General features: G+C 36.0%; 20 protein-coding genes and 2 pseudogenes. 21 read left to right on the forward strand and 1 reads right to left on the reverse strand.

Going from position 1 to position 21,781, the window contains the following annotated elements:
* Positions 1-760 (reverse strand): annotated as a pseudogene (locus HMPREF0850_RS04020) (IS3 family transposase); the annotation flags it as partial.
* 782 nt (positions 761-1,542) lie between these two features.
* On the opposite strand from HMPREF0850_RS04020, the gene HMPREF0850_RS04025 reads away from it, so the two are divergent.
* The 21 genes and pseudogenes from HMPREF0850_RS04025 (at position 1,543) to esaA (ending at position 21,760) form a co-directional block, all read left to right on the forward strand.
* Positions 1,543-1,833, forward strand: coding sequence for a WXG100 family type VII secretion target (locus HMPREF0850_RS04025; RefSeq protein ID WP_001274476.1), 291 nt, complete (start codon positions 1,543-1,545; stop codon positions 1,831-1,833).
* A 46-nt stretch (positions 1,834-1,879) separates the two neighbouring features.
* Positions 1,880-2,365 (forward strand): hypothetical protein, encoded by a 486-nt coding sequence (locus HMPREF0850_RS04030; RefSeq protein ID WP_000976098.1) that lies wholly within the window; start codon positions 1,880-1,882, stop codon positions 2,363-2,365.
* Positions 2,328-2,585, forward strand: coding sequence for a hypothetical protein (locus HMPREF0850_RS12670; RefSeq protein WP_009013811.1), 258 nt, complete (start codon positions 2,328-2,330; stop codon positions 2,583-2,585). Before HMPREF0850_RS04030 ends, HMPREF0850_RS12670 begins: the two co-directional genes overlap by 38 nt.
* 9 nt (positions 2,586-2,594) lie before the next feature.
* Positions 2,595-3,794, forward strand: coding sequence for a type VII secretion protein EssB (essB, locus tag HMPREF0850_RS04035; protein ID WP_000460976.1), 1,200 nt, complete (start codon positions 2,595-2,597; stop codon positions 3,792-3,794).
* Complete coding sequence (essC, locus tag HMPREF0850_RS04040; protein WP_000644806.1) at positions 3,795-8,228, forward strand: type VII secretion protein EssC; 4,434 nt, start codon at positions 3,795-3,797, stop codon at positions 8,226-8,228.
* A 183-nt stretch (positions 8,229-8,411) separates the two neighbouring features.
* A complete protein-coding gene (locus HMPREF0850_RS0103080; RefSeq protein ID WP_000536166.1) occupies positions 8,412-8,807 on the forward strand; it encodes a YwqH-like family protein in 396 nt (131 codons plus the stop codon).
* Between the two features lie 8 nt (positions 8,808-8,815).
* Positions 8,816-9,100, forward strand: a complete 285-nt coding sequence (locus HMPREF0850_RS04045) for a hypothetical protein (protein WP_000228616.1) — start codon at positions 8,816-8,818, stop codon at positions 9,098-9,100.
* Positions 9,097-9,750: a DUF4176 domain-containing protein gene (locus HMPREF0850_RS04050; protein ID WP_000657025.1), complete on the forward strand. Its 654-nt coding sequence runs from the start codon at positions 9,097-9,099 to the stop codon at positions 9,748-9,750. Before HMPREF0850_RS04045 ends, HMPREF0850_RS04050 begins: the two co-directional genes overlap by 4 nt.
* A complete protein-coding gene (locus HMPREF0850_RS04055; RefSeq protein ID WP_000687309.1) occupies positions 9,740-11,476 on the forward strand; it encodes a T7SS effector LXG polymorphic toxin in 1,737 nt (578 codons plus the stop codon). Before HMPREF0850_RS04050 ends, HMPREF0850_RS04055 begins: the two co-directional genes overlap by 11 nt.
* On the forward strand, positions 11,473-12,198 hold the full coding sequence (locus tag HMPREF0850_RS04060; protein WP_000583015.1) for a hypothetical protein: 726 nt from the start codon (positions 11,473-11,475) through the stop codon (positions 12,196-12,198). Before HMPREF0850_RS04055 ends, HMPREF0850_RS04060 begins: the two co-directional genes overlap by 4 nt.
* Complete coding sequence (locus tag HMPREF0850_RS04065) at positions 12,191-12,619, forward strand: hypothetical protein (protein WP_000588791.1); 429 nt, start codon at positions 12,191-12,193, stop codon at positions 12,617-12,619. Before HMPREF0850_RS04060 ends, HMPREF0850_RS04065 begins: the two co-directional genes overlap by 8 nt.
* A gap of 1 nt (position 12,620) precedes the next feature.
* Positions 12,621-13,097 (forward strand): DUF5085 family protein, encoded by a 477-nt coding sequence (locus HMPREF0850_RS04070; protein WP_000818157.1) that lies wholly within the window; start codon positions 12,621-12,623, stop codon positions 13,095-13,097.
* A 160-nt stretch (positions 13,098-13,257) separates the two neighbouring features.
* Complete coding sequence (locus HMPREF0850_RS04075) at positions 13,258-14,379, forward strand: hypothetical protein (RefSeq protein ID WP_009013813.1); 1,122 nt, start codon at positions 13,258-13,260, stop codon at positions 14,377-14,379.
* 32 nt (positions 14,380-14,411) lie between these two features.
* Positions 14,412-15,209 carry a hypothetical protein gene (locus HMPREF0850_RS04080; RefSeq protein ID WP_000886493.1) on the forward strand — a complete coding sequence of 266 codons (798 nt, stop codon included), beginning with the start codon at positions 14,412-14,414 and terminating at the stop codon, positions 15,207-15,209.
* Positions 15,209-15,520: a DUF4176 domain-containing protein gene (locus HMPREF0850_RS04085; RefSeq protein ID WP_000004174.1), complete on the forward strand. Its 312-nt coding sequence runs from the start codon at positions 15,209-15,211 to the stop codon at positions 15,518-15,520. Before HMPREF0850_RS04080 ends, HMPREF0850_RS04085 begins: the two co-directional genes overlap by 1 nt.
* A 179-nt stretch (positions 15,521-15,699) precedes the next feature.
* Entirely contained in the window at positions 15,700-16,212 is a 513-nt protein-coding gene (locus tag HMPREF0850_RS04090; RefSeq protein ID WP_232191476.1) for a DUF4176 domain-containing protein, read from the forward strand.
* Positions 16,202-17,545 carry a T7SS effector LXG polymorphic toxin gene (locus tag HMPREF0850_RS13080; protein ID WP_000687307.1) on the forward strand — a complete coding sequence of 448 codons (1,344 nt, stop codon included), beginning with the start codon at positions 16,202-16,204 and terminating at the stop codon, positions 17,543-17,545. Before HMPREF0850_RS04090 ends, HMPREF0850_RS13080 begins: the two co-directional genes overlap by 11 nt.
* Positions 17,546-17,548: 3 nt before the next feature.
* Positions 17,549-18,310 carry a hypothetical protein gene (locus HMPREF0850_RS04095; protein ID WP_000405468.1) on the forward strand — a complete coding sequence of 254 codons (762 nt, stop codon included), beginning with the start codon at positions 17,549-17,551 and terminating at the stop codon, positions 18,308-18,310.
* Complete coding sequence (locus HMPREF0850_RS04100) at positions 18,303-18,572, forward strand: DUF4176 domain-containing protein (RefSeq protein WP_001039458.1); 270 nt, start codon at positions 18,303-18,305, stop codon at positions 18,570-18,572. Before HMPREF0850_RS04095 ends, HMPREF0850_RS04100 begins: the two co-directional genes overlap by 8 nt.
* 104 nt (positions 18,573-18,676) lie before the next feature.
* Positions 18,677-18,877 (forward strand): annotated as a pseudogene (locus HMPREF0850_RS12675) (DUF4176 domain-containing protein); the annotation flags it as partial.
* Positions 18,878-19,072: 195 nt separating this feature from the next.
* Positions 19,073-21,760: a type VII secretion protein EsaA gene (esaA, locus tag HMPREF0850_RS04105; protein WP_000720174.1), complete on the forward strand. Its 2,688-nt coding sequence runs from the start codon at positions 19,073-19,075 to the stop codon at positions 21,758-21,760.
* Positions 21,761-21,781: the final 21 nt, after the last annotated feature.

The following is a 21,781-nucleotide window of genomic DNA, read 5'->3' on the forward strand; positions in this document are numbered from 1 at the left end:
ACCTTCATCAGACGTTGAACTTTCTTATGATTCACTGTAAAACCACGATTTCTTAGTTCAAGAGTAATTCTACGATAGCCATAATTTCCTTTATAGTCATTATAAATGGCTTGAATTTCATCCTTTAGCTCTTTATCCTTATCTGGTTGATCCAGCTGTCTCAATTGATAATAGTAAGTTGAGCGAGGTAAACGAGCCACTTCAAGAAGTAAATCTGGTCGAAATCCTCCTGAAGCCATTTCTCTAACTGTCTCTGCTTTTCTCGCTCTAAGGCTTCGTCCCTTTCCTCTAACTGTCTCTGCTTTTCTCGCTCTAAGGCTTCGTCCCTTTCCTCTAACTCTTTTAACTTTTTTAGGTAAGCCACCTCAGTCCGTAAGCGTTCATTCTCCTCTTGGAGTCGCTCTAGTTCTGTCATTTCTTCCCAAGTTTTCTTCCGTTTACGTCCCATTTTAGGTACTCTCCCTCTTGTTTTCTCAACAGTAGTATACGCGTTTTTCTTGTATTTTGCTAGCCAGTTAAGAAGTATCGTACGACTTGGGAGACCGTATTCAAGAGAAACTCTATCTTTAGTCCAGCCTTCATGTAAGACTTTATTAATCATTTCTTGTTTTAATTCAGGAGAATAGTAACGATCAATCAATTTAATCATGTATCTAAGATTAGAATTGTTTATCCCAAATTTATTTGAAAGCTTCTCTAAGCTATATCCTTGTTTTCTAAGTTCATAGATCTGAACTTTATCTTCATAACTCAATTTCATAATAAAAACACCCCAAAAGTTAGATTTTTTCTGTCTAACTTTTGGGGTGCAGTTCATATTGTCTAGAGCGTTTTTGTGTTGTTTAAGAAAATTAGATGTTGGTTTTAGATAACTACACATTTCAGATTTTTTAAACAAGATTTAATTGTTGATAACTAGAAAGGATTATTATGTTTGCAAAAAACAAATTTCAATACTGTATTTACAATCATGAGAGACTAGAACTTCATGAGCTTCAAAAGGAATATCAAAAGGATAAAGCTGGGACAAAACTTAAGTATGAAAACCAATTGTTCGCAATCCTTCATGGATAGAGCGCAAGTTGTTCTCGATAGCTCGAAGATCAGCTTGATGTATTATTCTTTCAGCCATAATATTCCCCTTGTTAATGATTTCTAAATTAATTAGACAAAATTTGGCCATAGAATATTCTTATCTTAAAGAAGTAATTATATACTGAAAAACAGGCCGCAATTACACATGATTCAGATAAAATATACCAGAATTATTTTAGTTTCTTCTTAATAGTAATAAGAAAATCATAATTGATACTTTAATTCAACATACTATGAAATGAGAATATGAAGTTTTCTATGAGGAGAATGTGCACTTGATTTGACATTTTAGGGCGTATGAAAACTTTGAATACAGGTTTCTTTCTATCTAAATGTTTTTGCAGATACTTTTTTTGTACAAATTTGTATTACGAGTGTGTAACTGATAGACAAACACTAAAATATATGATAAACTAAAGTGGGAAAAAATTTAAAAGGAGAATCCTTATGTCAGCAATTAGTTTAACTCCAGAACAGTTACAATCTCAGGCGGCAATTTATCTTAGTGCTAAAGATCAAATTGAACAAGCGGTACAAACCGTTAATCGAACAAATGGAGAAATGGCATCACAATGGAAAGGACAAGCATTTAATGCTTACCTTGAGCAATACAACCAGTTGTATACACATGTTCAAAAATTCGAGGAGCTTCTAGTGAGCATCAACAAACAATTGAATAACTATGCTCAAACAGTAGCTGAACGTGACCAACAAGATGCACAAAGCTTTGGTTTGTAGTTGATTTTGAGGAGCGTCAGGGAAACTTGACGCTTATTTTTATATCATGATGAAGAAAATTAAAAAGCACCTATTAATTCTTTGTATCGTATTTCCTGTGCTAGTTTATGCAGACGATGGTAGCTTAAAACTTGATACAGATATCATTACAAATAGTACACAGGACACGGTCAAAAATAGGATAGAATCCAAATATGCTCCAAATTTATTTTTAAATCGTACCCAAAAGGTTGTGGACCAGAGAACTCAAACAACAAAAGAACTTTTACAGGGGGCAGAGCAGACTATATTTACCGATAGTGAAAATCATTCTATTTATCGTTTAGAAACTACTGTCGTTAAAACATCATTGTTTAATCAATACACTGTAGAGGAGAAACCCTCTTTTAAACAAAGTGACTATTCAATTTTTAAGGATTGGATGGGAAGTGTATTTACAAGTGTTTTCTTGCTGTTTATGGTTTTGTTGGGAGTCTATCTAGGAAGGAAATGGCATGGATTACGGAAAAATAAAGCTAACTCTAGAGTATAGAGCAAAACAAATAGATATTCGAGTTTCAAAAGCTCTTACTTGGTTAAGATTAGAAGAATTATTAAAAGATACCAAAGTTAGAGAACAGTTGAATTTACCTCTAAATAGTTCGTTTTGTTTCAAAGTTAGAAATAAACAAATTCATATCGAGACAACGGACATCTTGGCTGCTTATCCAGTTAGTGATGGGGATTATATAGAGATTGAAGATGTATCATAGGAGAAAAAAATGTTTGAAGCAGATCAACTACAATTTGTGAGAGAAGACAACCAAATATCAGTTCAAATTTCTTCATCAGGTTATCATAGAGAACAACTTGAATTGATTAAAGAATACTGTCCAGTAGAAATAGTTCAAAAAGATGGAGTTCTTTCTTTGAATTATATTATTCCCGAGTATTTTAAAACAGTTAAGGAAGAAATTTTAAATAGAAGTACGGAGCTTGAGCGTTTTAGTTTGGCACAAAACATGTCGGCATTAGTTCATTCTGAAAATGATTATAAAATTCCATATATCCATCCTGAGAACATCATTGTTTTTGGCAGTAATGTACAAATGTTACATTATGGAATCGAAAAATTACTTGCACCACAGCAGTATAGTTCGGAATTCTATTTAGAGTCTTATAAAGCTTTAATGATTTCTATTTTACTACCTAAGGTAGATTTTGACTTAGTCATCCATGGGATTGATGCAATAAAGGAAAAGGTAGCACAGGATATTATTCCCTTAGGGAGTGTAGCTGATGTTAATAAATATATTGCAGAAAAGTATGCAAAATTATCAGAAGAGAGTTCAAAAGCTAATTTATTGGTGAACAAGAAAAAATGGAAGGCTTTGTTAATAGGGGGAGCCTTGCTTGCTACAACCACAGTGATTTTAAGTTTTGCCACTTATAAGTCTATGTTTAAAGACGGCCCCCTAAAATCATCAGTCATTATGGCCCAATCAAATTTCATGCGAAAAGACTATTCTGAAACAGTTGAATCATTAAAAAATTATGGTGCAGAATCATTGCCAAAAGAAGCTAAGTATATCTTAGCAGCAAGCTATGTCCGTTTAGATAGTTTGAGCGATAAGCAAAAGGAAGTTATTTTAAATACGATTACAGAATCAACAGATGATACAATTTTCTATTATTGGATTTATCTTGGACGTGGAAAATTTGAAAAAGCTCTAGATGTGGCACAAAATATCGGGGACACACAATTGATTTTACACGCTTATACAAATCTATATGAATCAGTTAAAGCAGATATCAATATGAACGGTTCTGAAAAACAAAAGAAACTTGAAGAATATGAAAAGAAAATAAAAGAACTTTCTGCTGAGATTGGAGAAGCGACTACAAATAGTAGTGACACAAAAGCATCTACTGAGACAACAACTCCTAAGGACAACCAAACAAAAGAAAAGAGTGAGCGATAAATGAAGGCAAAAAAGCTAGAATATGATCATCAACTGGGAGACCAATTAGGAGAACTTCATAAACCTCTTTATACCTTGTTGATTGAACAAGAAAAATTGGAAAAAATTGATTTGTTTGAAGGACAAGAGGTAAGAGTAGGTACTAACGAGTATACAGTAGAAGGCAGAAGAGTCTATCGAAATGGTAAGGAATTAGAAAGAGGAAAATCTACCTTTGATAAAGAAACTGTAACCTTATTGGTTCCTGAAGAGGATATTTTTGTCACTTATATTTTTCCGCCACAACGATTTATTTGTAGCAAGAAAGAATCAGCTGACATTAGTTGGTCAATTTCAAACCAACTTTTTTTCTCAAATAATCAAGTACAGGTTACACTTGGGGAATCTCCGGTTTATCTAAATAACCGTCTTATCAAAGAGGAAGGGCTTTATCCGTTTGAAGTGGGAAACCGAATGAAGGTTTCTAACTATTTTATAGAAAAAAGAAAGAACCAGTGGAAGATTGGATGTCTTTTTGAAGAACCACAATTGAATAAGAATCGAATTCTGATACAAGAAAAAAACAATGAGTATCCGATGGATTTTCCAGAGTATAGAAGGAGTCCGAGAGTCAACCCTATTATCCATAGTGGGAAAATCATTATCAATCAACCTCCACAGCCGATAAAGCCACCCAAAAACTCGCTCATCCGAGCCATTGTCCCAGCTTTAGGAATGTTTACTTTAACTGCATTTAGTTCAATTTGGACGAAAGGGAATCCTGTAATGATGCTAGGGATGGGTGGTTTTAGCCTCCTGACGGCAGCGACAACTATGAGTCAGTATTTTGAGGAGAGAAAGGATACCAAAGAACAGGAAAAAAATCGGATTCAAGATTACGAAGCATATTTATTAAAACAAGTATCCGACTTAGAAAGATACTACAAAGAAGAAACTAATATTCTACATTACAATCAACCGTCAATATCAACCATTACTGAGCTGATTGCAAAGTATGATTCTAGAATTTATGAGCGAATGGACTATAATGAAGATTTCTTACAGGTGTCTTTAGGATTAGGAGATAAATTAAGTCAGCTAGAGTTGCAAATAAATTTTGATGAGCAAAGTAAAGATGAAATATCGCAGTTTGCTCGAACAGTCTTGCAAGACTACAGTTTGCAAAAGAAAGTTCCGATCACGGTTAATATCTTTGAAGCGACAGTTGGTCTTGTTGGAAACAGTGAAGTAACTAGGACAGCTGTGTATAATATGCTTTTACAGATGGCAATGTTCCATAGCTACTTAGATGTTAATTTTATCAATCTTGTTCAAGAACTGAGATATGAGAAGGATTGGTCTGAGTGGCGCTTTCTCCCACATTTTAATATGCAGGAGCGAAATATTCGTGGTTTTGTTCATGATGCCAGAAGCCGTGATGCTGTTCTAAATTCGCTTTACCGTATTATTCAAAAACGTTCTCAAATTAAACGTGAAATGGGGGAAAAAGATGCACGCTTTAAACCTCATTATGTCTTAACGATTATGGATGACTCCCATTTACTTGGCCATAGTTTGAATGAGTATCTAGCCAAGGATTTGACAGAGTTGGGTGTAACAGTCATTTGGGTGAAAGAGGCACGTCGTCTTTTGCCAGAAACTATCACAACTCTGATTGAATATAAGAATCAAAATCTAGGTCAAATCATTAATGATGAAGGATACTATAGTGCACAAACCTTTATTCCCTACCCACTGTTGGATTGCTATGAAGATTCTATCCGTACTTTAGCAAATCTAAAACACATGGAAGTAGAGAAGAATACGATTCCAAAATCCGTTACTTTTTTGGAACTCTATCAAGTCAGAGAAGTTGAAGAGTTACAGGTTGCGACTAGATGGTCCAAAGCGGATACTTTTAAAACGTTAGCAGTGCCATTAGGATTGCGTGGGAAAGATGACCAGGTGGAACTCAACTTACATGAACGTGCACATGGACCGCATGGTCTTGTAGCAGGAACTACTGGTTCAGGTAAATCGGAGATTCTTCAGTCGTATATATTATCCATGGCTGTAAATTTTAGTCCAGAGGATGTTGGATTTCTTACGATTGACTTCAAGGGTGGTGGGATGGCGAATCTTTTCAAAGATCTACCACATATGCTTGGATCTATTACTAACTTAGATGGCGCGGCTAGTGCGCGTGCCTTAGCTTCTATCAAAGCAGAGTTACAAAAACGCCAACGACTATTTAATCAATTTGGTGTCAACCATATTAATGGATACACTAAATTATATAAGGAAGGGCAAAAATCTACTGACAAATCAGGCTATCCAGACAAACCATTACCTCATCTGTTCCTGATTAGTGATGAGTTTGCTGAATTGAAAGAACATGAACCAGAATTTATGACAGAGCTGGTTTCGACAGCCCGTATCGGACGTTCGCTTGGGGTCCATCTAATTCTTGCTACACAAAAGCCATCAGGTGTCGTGAATGATCAAATATGGTCAAACTCTCGTTTCAAACTAGCTTTGAAAGTGTCAGATGAGTCTGATTCAAATGAAATTATCAAAACACCAGATGCAGCGAGTATTACTGAACCAGGGCGTGCCTACTTACAAGTAGGAAATAACGAAATCTATGAGTTGTTCCAGTCTGCTTGGAGTGGTGCACATTATGCCCCGCAAACAGAGGGAGTTCAAGAAGTTGTTGATGAACGAATCTGGTTGATAAATGACCTAGGACAATATGAATTGCTATCTGATGACCTATCTAAGGATGAAAATTATACTGCTGATCAGACGGAAGAAATCACGGAACTCTCAGCTGTTGTAAACTATATAGCAAGAGTGAGCAAGACTGTACCTCTCAACCTGCCAGATAAACCGTGGTTAGAACCATTAGAGACAGCCATCATATCCCCACAAACAGATATTCACTGGACCGACGAAAAAGTATTGGCCGTTCCCTTTGCTCGAATGGATATTCCGACAGAGCAACGTCAGAAGGATTATCACTTTGATTTGGAAAAAATGGGGCATACAGTTTTCTATGGTTCACCAGGTTTTGGGAAATCCCTAGCTCTTCAAACTCTAGTGTTAAATCTCGCTCGTTTAAATACTCCAGAACAAGTACAAATCAATTTATTTGACTTTGGGACAAATGGACTCTTGCCACTAAAAGATTTACCTCATGTGGTTGATTTGACACGGTTTGACGAAGAAGAAAAACTGGTTAAGTTTTTAAAACGTATTGACCATGAGTTGAAGATTCGCAAGGAGAAGTTTGCCCTCTATAATGTAGCAAGTCTTTCCCAATACGAACAAAAATCAGGTGAGAAACTCCCTGCTATCCTTACTATTTTTGACGGCTTTGATACTATAAAAGACACACCACTAGAAGAAGCCATTGAAAGTATGATTAACCGCCTCCTACGTGAGGGAGCGAGTCTTGGATGTTTTGTGATTTTGACAGCACTCCGCTCAAATAGCCTTAAAATCAGTATGTCAAGTAATATCACCTCGCGCTTGGCCTTTTACCTGGTTGATGAAGGAGCTTCTAAGGAAATTATCGGACGCGATGCTTTAATTCAACAAGAAATTTTTGGTCGTGCCCAGTTGAAAGAAGATATCCCTTATGCCATTCAGGTTTATCTCCCGATAAGTGGAGAAGGGGACATTGAGCGCCTATATAACTTGGAAGAAGAAGTCAAGTTGATTGCAAGAAGCTGGACAGGAGTTTGCCCAGAACCAATCCCAATGTTGCCAAATGAAGTGACGCTTGATGAATTTAAACAATCAGCTACAGTTCAAGAGATGCTGAAACAAGGTCAAATCCCAATCGGATATGATAAAGAGACAACTAAGGTGGTAGGTTTTAATCCTAAAAAACATGGCTATTTTGTCATTATGGATGACACGCCACAGCAAACGGAACTACTCGAAGCAGTGTTATTGATGGCATTTGAAAATTTGAATGGGCAAGCTCAACGTATTCTTTTTGATATTGATGGACGTCTTGCAAATCCAGATAGTTTTGATTCAATCATCTTGTTAAATAACTTTAGTACAGCTTTAACAGATCTTGTTAGTGAAATTGAACGAAGACTACACGGTGGTGATAATCAAATGATGTTTGTCTACATGCCAGACATTCATACCGTAAATGAAAAAATGTTACTCTCTGCAAATGTGTTAGAAACGATTATCAAAAATGCCTCTAAAGCGGAAGTTTACTTTATTTTCCATGGCTATCAGAAAAGTATCGAAAGTAAATTTGATGAATTTAGTAAGAGATTGCGTGCAAATATGCCAGCAGGTATATTTGGTACTAGATTTATGGATCAAGGAATGATTAAAGGTAAGTCAAATTACAAAGAAACTCTTCTAGAAGTCGATGAAACTCATTTCTTTGTTGGAAGAGAAGTTTGCAGAATTAAGTTACCAAGATAATATCAGCAATGCTTCGTACTTGAACTTGATAAGAGTCCATCCCCAAAAGTTAACTAGAGAACTTCTCACTTTTGGGGATTGATTCAAAGGGAGTAAGTTTAATCATAAGGATATGTATATGGGTTGTTGATTCTAAGCAAAATATGCTAAAATGAAGTACAGTTTATAAAAAGGAGAAGGGAAATGGGGTCGTATTATAAACAAATTGCGGCTAGATTTCGTCGACAAGCTGCTGAAGCTCAAAGAGCAAAAAGTGTAGTTGACGGGAAAATATCTAGATTAAGAAAAGCTAGCAGTAGTTTAGCAAGTGAGATACAGTCTATTGATAATCATGCAAGATCTTTAGGTCAGATTCTTCCTTTAGATTCCTCTAGTTTTAAGGGGAGTCGTCAGCAAGATTTTGAAGGTCATTTTTATAATTTAGGAACGAATATTACTAATTTTCGAGATAGCCATAACAATAATAAAACTGCTATTGAGGATAAGATACGTAGTCTGGAAACTCAATCAAGTGAACTACAGTCTGTAATAGCATCTTATTATCATCAGGCTCGTGTCTATGAATATATGGAGGATTAGGGAGAGAAATGGTAGATACAGGTGTAAATCAATCCAGTTGGAACACTATTACAAGAGATGTTTCTACTTCAACTACAGGAATCGGTAAACTAAGTGATATGCGGTTTAGTCGCACAGATCTTACCCCTTTTACCACTTTTAATGACGTTTTGGAGCACTTTAACAAGTCTATTGTTACTTTGAAAAATTTTACCAGCTCAGATGCTCTAAAAATGGAACAAGCAGGACAGAATAAGATAGATGATGACGCGCATGAAGCAGGAGCTATTGCATCAGGAGGGTTGCTACCATGAAGGAAGAACAAATGATTTTATTCGCCCGAGCTTTGTCTAGATGTAACCTGTCTGAAAAGGATCAGGAAGTATTGACAGTGGTAGCGATGACCTTATCAGGACATCCGGATGTTTTTCGGGCTTGTTATATAGCTTTTATGAATGACGAACCTAGTTATCATTATCATCCAATGATAGGGGCGCCGTTGGAGTTTTTCTATGAAAAAGAACTAGTACGGATTCGGCGTCTCCAAGAAGAAGTTATCCTACCTCGTTCGCTTTTTATCCAGTATGCTTCCTATGTGGATCTCTGTTTAAGTCGTATCTATCCTTTAGGTAGTGTTGTCGAACTTGATCGTGAGCTTCTTCCTAAGGACTTGGTTGAGTCATTTGAAAGCGAACAGATGGACTTTTTTGTAGTTCTTTCAGGTCGTCGAGTTGATTTGGCAAACGGACATTATGTGGACTACATTGGTCATGGCTATCCATTTGGATTACGCTTTGACACTTCACCCTTGTTTTTAAGTAATCTCTTTATTAAGAGAGTAGTATCAGAAGGGTATTCGGATACCGTGGATGAACACTACTGCCAAGAAGCTCTGCGTAAGGACTATCTAGACGCAGGACTGATTTCCAGTGTTTACGCAGAGGAGGAAGTAAATGAAGATTGATGTATCCGAAGTTCGAGTTCAAAAAGAGTTGTTAGTTATTTCGGTAAATAGTATCAAGGAGCAGCTATCTGTTTCGAGAAGCCGTCTATCAGAGGTCGTTTCAACCGATAGTCTTAAAGGGACGGTAAAGGATGCCATTAACCAGAAGGTGACCAACTATCAGATACCACTGGTTGATAACTATGTCAATGCCCTAGATAGCATTGTCAGTCGCTATGATGGACTTGTGAAGCTCTTTCAAGACATGGTGTCAGAGACTGACAACAGTGCCATTATTAAGACAGAATACCTAGAACGCATCAAGCAACGGATGAAAGATCCGATCGAGGGACTAAAGAGCAGTTCCAGTAAGACGAAAAATATCTATGCAGGGATAAGTGATATCCTAACGTTAACGAATCCAAGCTTGGATAGTGTGAATACGAGCTATAATCAAGCAGTCAAGAGTTTAGATGATACCATAAAGAACATGGAAGCTTTTAATAGTGTTCTTCTAAAAACAGATACATTTGACCTCATCGATATGCAAAATAGTGAAATCGCTACCCTATCAGGTTATGCCTCTCTTCCGTATGGGAACCGCGTATCGAGAAATTATTATAATCGAACTCAGTTTAAAAACTCAGTTTCAGAGATACACACAGCTATCCATAGCAACTCCAAAGCTGTGAAGTACCAAAATGCTCTCGCAAAACAGCTTGCCGAGTCTAAGTATAGTGGGACGATAGCTGAAAATAAAGACTTAATAGATTCATTATTTAATGTTTATAAAAACGTCACAACAAGTGATTTATATAAAAATAGTAAAGGCTATAAAAAACATTTAAAATCTATTTTACCTGCTTTATATGCCGCTTATCGTTTTAGCAAAAATACAAGAGGTGACACTACTGTCCTAAAAGAAACGACAAAATTTGGGAAACTTCTAGATAATTATTTTGAAGTTACCAAGAAATTAAATGGTAGTCGTACTTATAAGGTAGTTCAATATAAAAACGGTGGTGTTACACAGACCTTCAAATCCATAATGAAAAAGTTAGGCTATACTAAATATAATGAAGAATTGAGTAAGGTTTTCAAATCTTTTACAGATACAACTCGATTTAGCACCAAAGTGGCTAGTGTAGGAAAATCAATTGTGTCTACAACTGGAAGCCTATTGAAAGAAGAATTTATTAAAGAAATAACTTTCAAAGGTGCTGGTAAAGGCCTGTGGAATTTAGGAAAGGCAGGCACATCGGGAGGATTTAAAGGTTTAGTTAAGTCTGCAACGGGTAGCCTTAAAAATTACAAAGAAGGTTTTAAATCAGCTACTAAGTTTGGTAAGTTTTTAAAAGGAGCAGCGGTTGTTGGTGTTGCTTTAGATGTAGTTGATACTTTTTCAAAAGTCAGAGACAATGAACAAGAGGCCAAACGTCAAGGTCTAAGAGGAAATGAAGTTAAGGCAAGTGTGACAACAGGTTTTGTGATAGATGCGGCCAAGGCAGCAGGAACAACTGTTGCAGCAACAGGAGCAGCGAGCGCAGGAGCAGCATTTGCAGGGTTTGTAGCAGGTGCGGTAGGCATTGCTACAGCTCCTGCGTGGTTAACAGGAGCTGTGGCAATAGGAACAGCAGCTTTTGTTGGATGGGGTCTTAGCGAGCTGGATAAACGCTTTAAAATTACAGATAACCTTAAAAAAGGTGCCAATAGCCTGATCAAAGGCATGAGAGGATGGTTTAAATGATTATTGAAAGAATCAAAAAATATTTTGAGTTTCAAAGAAGTAGAATAAAGGGACCAGTTCCTCTTTGGGGCGTATTAAATGGGATTTTTATTTTATATCCTTTGGCATTTTTTATGTTTATGGCAGGAGGGTTAGAGATTCTAAAAAATGAGGACTTATATCAAGGGTTGCTTATTACAGGGATTGTTGTTTGGGTTTTAAATCTAGTATTTTTACTAGATCTTAAGCGAGGGATTTTAACCAGTTTTGGAACCTATCTCATGTATTTGACTGGTCATGTTTATACCATTATTGGATTTAGTAGTTTGAGTGGGGACCATAACTTTATTGTTCTAAAGTTATCTCTCCCCCTTATCTATGCCATTGTAATTATTATCATCATGAGCTGTTTGGTTGACTTGGACTCTGAAGAAATTATCTCGGAGAAGGCTGGAAAAATTATGCTTAATTTTGTAGTGGGACCGATAATACTTTTATCTCTTTGCTTTATTTTTCTAGCTATCATTGGATATGATTTTTTAATGGGGTGGGGAGTATCCTTATTGTTAATGATTTTTGGCTCTGCTTTATACCAAACATGGTTTATAATTATCTATGCATACCAACACCGTCATGATGTTGAGGAAACAAGACCAATCAAGTATATAGAAGTGCCTTCGGATTTGATTCAAAATAAAGAATTTGATAAAAATAGATTTAAAAAGGAAAAGAAACATGATTAAAGAAATCCAAATTCATATGGAACATTTGATGACAGACCAGGTCCAGATTCAAGCGGACGAACTATTGGAGTTGTTTGTCCACACAGAACTCTTACCCTATACTGATGGTATTTATAAAGATGGTCCGACCATTTTTGAAATGACTCCAACTCAATTTAACGAAGAAAAGCAAGATGTGGGAGTCTATATTCCAGTTATATCTGAAGCAGAGCCAACAAGTCAACTGGATTATCAGGCATCTCTAGATATAGAAGGAATTAGCAAGCGGGTTCTATTTGATGGTAGCTTGGATGAAACAATTGAGGAGATGAAAGCTTATATTCGTGATCATGGTTGGGAATTGCAAGATAAGTTATACCTAGTGTTGATACCTGTTTATGATGATTTGTTTGTGGATTTGATTATCCCAGTGGAGAAGTAAAATGGCAGAAATTACATATGGTATGAATCAATCCTTAATGATGAGTAATGTCTTGAGTGTGAACTATAATATTGTCGGTGATGAGATTGAAGTAGCCTTTCAAGACATGATTCAAACAGCTGTAGCGGCTGGATATACACCTAAAAGCAATCCATTTTACTCATGCCCCCATATCGGAGAATTGGAAGATGGAACTTACAACATCACAGTCTATCTTCCCGTTCATGAGGATTATCTAGGAAAAGAAGAGATAATGGAAGGGACAGCCTATAACAGTTATTTTTTGGTTCCTCGAATGGCAGGAGTAAGAGTTACTGGAGAGGAAGCTGTTGACTTTGATAAGGGGATATACGTGCTAACCAAATTATTGCTTGATAATGACTTAGAAGAATCTACACCCGTATTTTATATTTCAAGTAAGATAAATGATGTTTTATACACAGATATCATGGTAGGGATACGAGCTAAAAAAGATTAAAAGTTGGTAGAACCCAAAAAGAAGGAAGTCTCAAAAATCACCTATGAGCACTTTAGTGTAGATGATTTCAAAAAATGACATACAAATCCTAGGATTTCATTCTAGGATTTTCTATATGGTGAGAAAATGTTATAATGAAGATTAAGTAGAATGGTCACTGGTGAAATTTGCCTATCCAGACCTGACAATAGCTTACTCTGCAATTGGAGGCATGGTTGGCATCAGCAATCCTTCTTCCGCAGATATCAAAAGCCAGAAGGAAGAAGCCCTGCAATCTCTTCGTACAACTGAAAGTCGGATGGAATCATTTAATGGTGAACTGTTGGGGAGCGGTGTAACCACTACCCTATCCACAATTGCAAGTGGTTTGAGTCGGTCTCGCAAAGCTGTTGGCATGACAGACCCTTATCATAATGTGGAAGCCCTTGCAATTTTTAAGGACACGAAGTTACGGGATCAACAGATTGAGAATTCTAAAGCTCTGCATGAGGAGCTAATCCGTTATATTCGACATTATAATCCAGAAACGGCCTTTGACTTGAGCCAGATGAGTGAGCAGGAACTCCAGACCTTGGGTCGTACGATCTCTCTTGCCTCCCATGGGAATGGCGGTAAGAAACCTCAGGAGCTGATTGATTTCTTGAAAGGGAATGAAGTTACGTTTGAGAAGGAGATCACAGTATATGACGATGGTCAGCACTATCTCAAGAGTAAAATCCAGATAAAAGGTCACTTCAAAGGGGAAAGTGCCATCACTTTTAACACTAAATATAAAGATGGTAAGTTAAGCCAAGAAGGAGAGTATAGCGTAGGGGGACTGAGTACAGATTTCCTAGATGAAAAGCCCAATTATAAGACGAAGATAGGGCTGAAGGACTATTCTATAACGGGTGAGTTCAGTCTAGCAGACAAGATTAGTTCAAGCTATAGCAAACTTGCGCCCAACCTTTCCATTGGCTTTGGCTATAAGAATCGCTCGGTTGAGGTTGGAACTAAGTCAGAGGATGGCTACCGCGTGACTTATGTGAAGGAACATAATCAGGACAAACAAGACTACGCAACAGTTAAAACGACCACTGAAACAGGGGTGAGGAAGGTGGATTATCTCACTCAAACTTTTAATACAACTGGTGAGGTAGTTGGTAGTGCTTTTAATTGGGTTGTAGAGCATCCTAAGGAAGTAGTAATTGGAGTTGTAGTAACGACTACATTCTTCTTTGGTGGTGAACTTGTCACAGCTGGAGGTGCTTTGCTAGCTTATTTAGCTAGTTTATTTGTATAAATTAGTTTATAATTTTTTATAGGAGTTTTTTTATGTTAGATAATATTTCTAAGAATATTTTGAATTGGTCATCAGTTAGAATTTGCAGTATACTGGAAGTTTATATTTTATTTTATCTACGTTGGACAATTATAGCAACAGCAATTAGTTTATTATTTGTAAAATCAACCGTCGTGACTACATTATTGCTTATATTTCTAACATTACTGACTATTATCGTTGTAATAACTCATTTTTTAGTAAATCACGTTGCAGAAGTTATTTTATACGAGCAAGTAAATTTTACAAAATATATTTCTCTTTTAACTGAAACTTATGAAAGGCGGCCTGATAATAAAACAGGGAATTTAAATGCCTTAAATCTTGGTTTGGCAAGATGTGCTTTGTATCAAGGGAATTTTAGAGAGGCAATCCAATATGCTGAACAAATAAGAGTTAAACGTTCTAAATTGAATTTGAAACGTATTTATGAACTAAATATCGTATTTATAGAATCAATATCATACCTTCATTTAAGGGATAAAGATGAGATCTCTGAACTTTTAGTATCTTGTGATTGGGAAAAAATTAAAAGAATTGATAAAAATAGAATGTTGGATTTAATTGAACCAGTATCAAAAATACTCAATGGAGAAGTTACAGACTATTTAGACACTGCGGAACCAGAAAATAAGTTAGCTCGAATCATGTTTTCGTATTACGGAGCTCTCAATGCCCAATTAAAAGGAGATGAAGCTCGTGCTCGCAGTTTGTTTGAAAGCATCGCCCATGAAAATCCAGAACTCTTTTATGTTCAGGAAGCGAAGAAATATTTAGAAGGAGAAAACTGATGTCAGAACGTACGGCTTTACCGATTGGAAGTGTTGTTCGAGTGAGAGAAGGTGTGGAACCTGTCATGATTGTTAATCATTGTCCAGTTACTGAAAAGGACGGCAAGCAAGGTTATTTTGATTTTGGAGCAGTCAGTCTTCCACTAGGGCTTATTAATCAAAACATTATCTTCTTTAACAAAGAGGATATAGATGAAGTTCTGTTCTTTGGTTACATTGATCGTAGATTTCAAGACTTTTTGAGTCGTTATGATGAGGAAGTCTCAAAAATCAGCTATGACCACTTCACCGTAGAAGACTTCAAAAAATGACATACAAATCCTAGGATTCTATTCTAGGATTTTCTATATGGTGAGAAAATGTTATAATGAAGATTAAGTAGAATGGTCACTGATGTAACCTATCTGAAAAGGATCAGGAAGTATTGACAGCGGTAGCGATGACCTTATCAGGACATTCGGATGTTTCTCGAGCCTGTTATATAGCTTTTATGAATGACGAACCTAGTTATCATTATCATCCAATGATAGGGGCGCCGTTGGAGTTTTTCTATGAAAAAGAACTCGTGCGAATTCGGCGTCTCCAAGAAGAAGTCACCTTACCTCGTTCGCTTTTTATCCAGTATGCTTCCTATGTGGATCTCTGCTTAAGTCGTATCTATCCTTTGGGTACTGTTGTGGAACTTGATCGTGAGCTTCTTCCTAAGGACTTGGTTGAGTCATTTGAAAGCGAACAGATGGACTTTTTTGTAGTTCTTTCAGGTCGTCGAGTTGATTTGGATAATGGTCATTATATGGACTACATCGGTCATGGCTATCCATTTGGATTACGCTTTGACACTTCCCCCTTGTTTTTAAGCAATCTCTTGATCAAGAGAGTAGTATCAGAAGGGTATTCGGATACCGCGGATGAACACTACTGCCAAGAAGCTCTGCGTAAGGACTATCTAGACGCAGGAGTGATTTCCAGTGTTTACGCAGAGGAGGAAGTGAATGAAGATTGATGTATCCGAAGTTCGAGTTCAAAAAGAGTTGTTAGTTATTTCGGTAAATAGTATCAAGGAACAGCTATCTGTTTCGAGAAGCCGTCTATCAGAGGTCGTTTCAACCGATAGCCTCAAAGGCGCAGTGAAGGATGCCATTAACCAGAAGGTGACCAACTATCAGATACCACTGGTTGATAACTATGTCAATGCCCTAGATAGCATTGTCAGTCGCTATGATGGACTTGTGAAGCTCTTTCAAGACACGGTGTCAGAGACCGACAACAGTGCCATTATTAAGACAGAATACCTAGAACGCATCAAGCAACGGATGAAAGATCCGATTGAGGGACTAAAGAGCAGTTCCAGTAAGACGAAAAATATCTATGCAGGGATAAGTGATATCCTAACGTTAACGAATCCAAGCTTGGATAGTGTGAATACGAGCTATAATCAAGCAGTCAAGAGTTTAGATGATACCATAAAGAATAAGGAAACTTTTAATCAACTTGTTGGAGATAGTAGCTTTACAGATTTGATAAATGTTCAAAATAAGCAATTAAAGTTTCTCGCCCTTCATTCAAGTACTCCATTTACCGAATACGCGGCAAGAACTTATTATCGTAGTACAAGTTTTAAAAACGATGTTGCAGAATATACTAAGGCCGTGCATAGTGGAGGAAAGAAAGTCGAGTTACAGAATGATTTAGCCAAACGATTAGCTGAGTCTAAGTATAGCGGAGAAAAAGTTAAGAAGCTTCCACCGGGAGTTGTGGTTGATGATGATTTTTCTGATTTAGATATGGGATTTGAAGCTTATGCTGGGAAAACTACTGCAGGTGATACGAATTTAGGCGGAGAAGTTTCGGTACTTAAGGCAGATGTTTCTGCTGGTGTAATCAAATCATTAGCTTCTGCTAAAGAAGGTAAGAAAGATGTCTCAAAAAATAAAAAAAATTCTCAAAAATATGGCATTGGAGCTAAAGCTAAAGCTAAAATTACTGGCGCTGAGGCGGAAGGGCATGCTCGCTGGGGAGATGATAGTAACGATATCCATGCAAAACTTTCTGGCTCTGCATATACAGCTTCGGCAGATGCAAGCGGAGAAATTGGTTTTTTTACTAATAGGGAAGGAAAACTAAAGGGAGGAGTCCAATTAGAGGCGGGAGCTGATGCTTATATTGTAGAAGGAGAAGCTAAAGCTGGATTTAAAATATTTGGTCTTACGATTGATGTAAGTGCTTCTGCCGGAGTGGGTGTTTCTGCTAGGGCAAAAGTGGGAGTAACAACTGAAAAAGCAGAGGCAAAAATGAAACTAGGACCATTTGGCTTGGGCTTATCAATAGGGTGGTAAAACATGGAAATACAATTACAATTACGGGGAAACTCAGAGGGATTAATTCTTCAGTCAAAACTACCTGATGAAGAACATTGGACTGAAAGGATTGAAATCGTTCAAGAAGAGGCAGGATACCGTCTATATGCAACAGATTTAGAAATTCTTGTCTTGAAAGAATCAGAATTCATTTCTCCAAAGAAAAGAATAGTCGCTAGAGGGTTAAATAAGGATTTGATTTATTCTGAAGAAGAAATATTTGGTCACTTATGGGAACAAGCATACTGGCATGGAGTTTTTCAATCCAATTTAAATAACTATGAAATGACGTGTGTAAGTTCAGGTAGTAAAGGAGATATTCTACCTGTCACAAAAGATGGCATTCCGATTGCCGTTTATGCTGCAAGTAATATTGCCATTGCTGGAAAGAGAAATTTTTCTCTCTATACTGAAAATATTGACGAAATTGATAATTTACTGATGTTGTTTGTAGTTGATTATATTAGGGGATATGACTTTTTAGATATTGATTCTTTATCTGCAAGATATCGTTTCTTTTATCAATTCACTGATCGCTCATCTATAACGCAGGAGCATTTAGATATGCTTCCAGAGGCTAGAAGACCTTCCAAGATAGAGGCGTCTATTATTTGTTTTTTATCAGCCTTCCTTGTTATAGGTGTAAGCTGGGTATCATTACGACCTTTATTCTTATTTTTAGTAGTACTACTGATACATTTTATTTATAATATAATAAAGAATTGGAGAAATAGAGATGAATAAAAATTGGTTGCCACTGGGAACAACTGTTTTATTAAAGAATGGGACTCAACCTATTATGATTGTCGGGCGTTATCAACAGAATAGTGAAGGGAAAGTTTTTGATTATTCTGGGGTCCTAAACCCTCAAGGGTTTGAAGATTCTCAGTCAATGTATTTGTTTGATGCTGAGAAAATTGATCAGGTGTTATTTAAAGCTCACGTAACAGAGTTTGAGAAAGAGTTTATCACAAGATTAGAAGAGTTCATTTCTAGCGATAAATAGGTCTGGTTTTTATTAACAGCTTGTGAAAACTTTCGTTACTAAAAAAATAAATAATGAAGGAGTAGTATGAGGTGTTTTGATAAACTGAAAAGGACGGCAAGCAAGGTTTTTTTGATTTTGGAGCGGTCAGTCTTCCACTAGGGCTTATTAATCAAAACATTATCTTCTTTAACAAAGAGGATATAGAGGAGGTTCTATTCTTTGGCTATATTGATCGTCGATTTCAAGACTTTTTGAGTCGTTATGATGAGGAAGTTTCAAAAATCACCTATGACTATTTCACCATAGAAGACTTCAAAAAATGACATACAAATCCTAGGATTCTATTCTAGGATTTTCTATATGGTGAGAAAATGAAACACCTAAAATTTAGTATATAGGTCGGTGCATAAGCAAGTTACGAATTGGTAAGTTTTATTAATAGAATAAAGATTATAAGCCCTCCTTGCCTGACTCTAGTATTCGTGGTATAATAAAGGGATAAATGAGAGAGGTTAGCTATGAAAAAAATAATTATAGGTAGTAGTGTTTTTGTAACTTTGTTGGTTGGTTCAGGAGCAACATTTATTTATTTAAAGAATCAAGAGATTTCTGTAACAAATAAGGTTAACGATCGTAAATTGAATATTGCTCTGGTAAATGAAGATGCTGGAGGCGTATTAAATGGCAACGCCTATAATCTAGGAAATGATTTCACAAATCTATTATCAAAAGAGAATACAAATCAATGGACTGTCATGACTCGTAATGTTGCTGAAAATCGATTTGAAAATGGGTCGGTTGATGTAATTGTTTATATCGAACAACAGTTTTCAGAAAAAATAGCTCAACTAGAAAGTTTTAATCCTGATAGAGCAAAGATAACATATAAAACGAAATCAAATTTAGATCCAGTTAAATCTAAGAATGTTGAGTTACGAGTAGGCGAGTACCTTAATACTATTAACCAAAATGTTATAAAAATGTATTTTTCGAGTGTTATCAACAACCTAGATGATGCTAAAAGAAATGTTGATAATATTGTAAATGAACAATCTGGCACGCATACAAAAATTTCTCAATATATCTATGGCCCGTCAAACGAAGCAAGTCAGTCTATGTTAAGCACTTTGGACTTGGCTTCAAATCTACAGAAAATGAATTCGTCTTATGAAGATTCTCAAAAGGCTTTTTCTGATTCTGTTGTTAGTCTTTTAAATAATACAGGGATAGGCTTAGACAAACAACTTACGGAAGTTAAAACTTATTTTGATTTTCAAAAGGGTATATTTGAGAAGAATGTCTTAACAACCAATAACACATTGAAAGAACAGCATGAAGAAAATTCTAAAATTATAGATGGTTTAAATGATTCGATGCTTAAATCATTGTATCAATTTGGAAATAGTACAGCTGAGGAAAAATCTGAACAAGCTAAACTAGAAAATTTAGTAGTTGATTATCATAAGGTTATTGTTGATTATCAAGGTAAAATAAAAGATAGAAAATCCGAATTTGGACATCTCAAGACAGAATTAGAAGCAGAGAAAAAGAAAATATCACTCTTTTACTTTGGTAAAGAAGATGTTGATTTAAAATCGGACCTTACTTCGGATGCTAAAGCAACACTTGTAGATCAGATTAATAAAAGTTTGATTACTGAAAATCATTTGCCTGAAACTTATCAAACTTTAATTCGTTCAAATCTAACAGATATTAGTATTGAACCAACTGATTACCAAACTTTATTTAGTAAATTGGAGAAACTCAATGTTCTAACAGCTGATCAAGTTAAAGAATATAATGAAAAAATAGATTTACTTAAGAATTATACTAAATTTGATAAGAAGGCTACTTCTATAAGTGGATTACCTGTTTTTGAATTTTTATCGATTGAAAATGATAAGCTCGATAAAGTAACAGAAACGATGGAATTGACAGTTAAATTACCCCAATCTGAGTCTAAAACTGTCGAGGCATCTGTGACAAAACCATCAAGTAGTTCGCCTGAATCATCAACGGTAGTTGAGGCTAGCGGAGTTTCTACCAGTTCTGAAGGGACAAAATATTTATCTCCTAAAGCTAAAGTTTATGTTACAGGAGATGCTACCTTAGTTGGAGGAGAGCAAACTATAACAGATGATAAGCTTTATACTATGACGGTTGAATATACTTTAGAACCACATTATGGGAAAAATGAAATTTCATTTGAAGTACACATTGGTGAAACTACAATTCCTATCAAGAAAACTATTTATCGTAGTGATAAAGAAGAGTCAGATGTTTTAGTGAAAAAAGATTTAAAACATATTCTTGATAAATTAAGCAAAATCGATCGTACAACTGGTATGATTCAAGCAATTTATGGAAGTCCAAGTAGTTCCTCTATTAATTTTTCTGCCTTATCACCAGATTCTGTTTACCATATGTACGGCAACATCAGTCGTGATGATATAGCAACTCAGTTGTCAGAAGATCAAGTTACTAAATTTAAAGAATCAGGTATAGCTTTGTTGGAACAAATTCAAAACTCTTTGGAGTCATTAGAAAAATCAAGTGACACATTGCCTGAATTGGCTGAAGCTGAGTTACCGAATGATTATTTCAAAAATCAAATTATAAACTTAGCTGATTGGTATAACAGTTCGATTAAGACCTTATCAACTGAGTACGATAAGTGGAAGGAAACAAAAGCGAAACAATTGGAAGTGACGGAGACAGCTTCAGATGCTAATAGTGGAATATTAATAAATGATAGTGAATCATCAAAACGCTTATATAGTTCAATTGAATCATTAGTGTCTACTACCTCTACTGGTTCAAAAGAAACTAGTCAAAATCACGAAGCAGTTGGGACTATGAAGGATCAATTTACTCAATTTGTTGGTCAAGTTCAGACTATTAAAGATAATGTTGATAAGACTATTTCAACTACGAATGATCTGATATCTAATGAAGCAGAAGTTATTCAAGGGAATAGAGACTACGCAGAGTCCTTTAAAACTGTTATGAAGAATATTCGTGATGGTGGAACGACCAATCAAAATGTGATGAATTTTTTATCTAATCCAATTGAAACTAAAAAAGAAACATATGAAGCGCCAATTTCAGTGGATAATAACAGAGTATGGGTTATTTTAGCGATTATTTTATCAGCAATTTCATCAGCAGGAATCACATATTGGTTGACAAAAGAAAAAGGCAAATAATGTAGATAATAACTCTCAAAA

It is taken from the genome of Streptococcus sp. M143, from assembly GCF_000162495.1.
Lineage (GTDB): Bacteria > Bacillota > Bacilli > Lactobacillales > Streptococcaceae > Streptococcus > Streptococcus dentisani.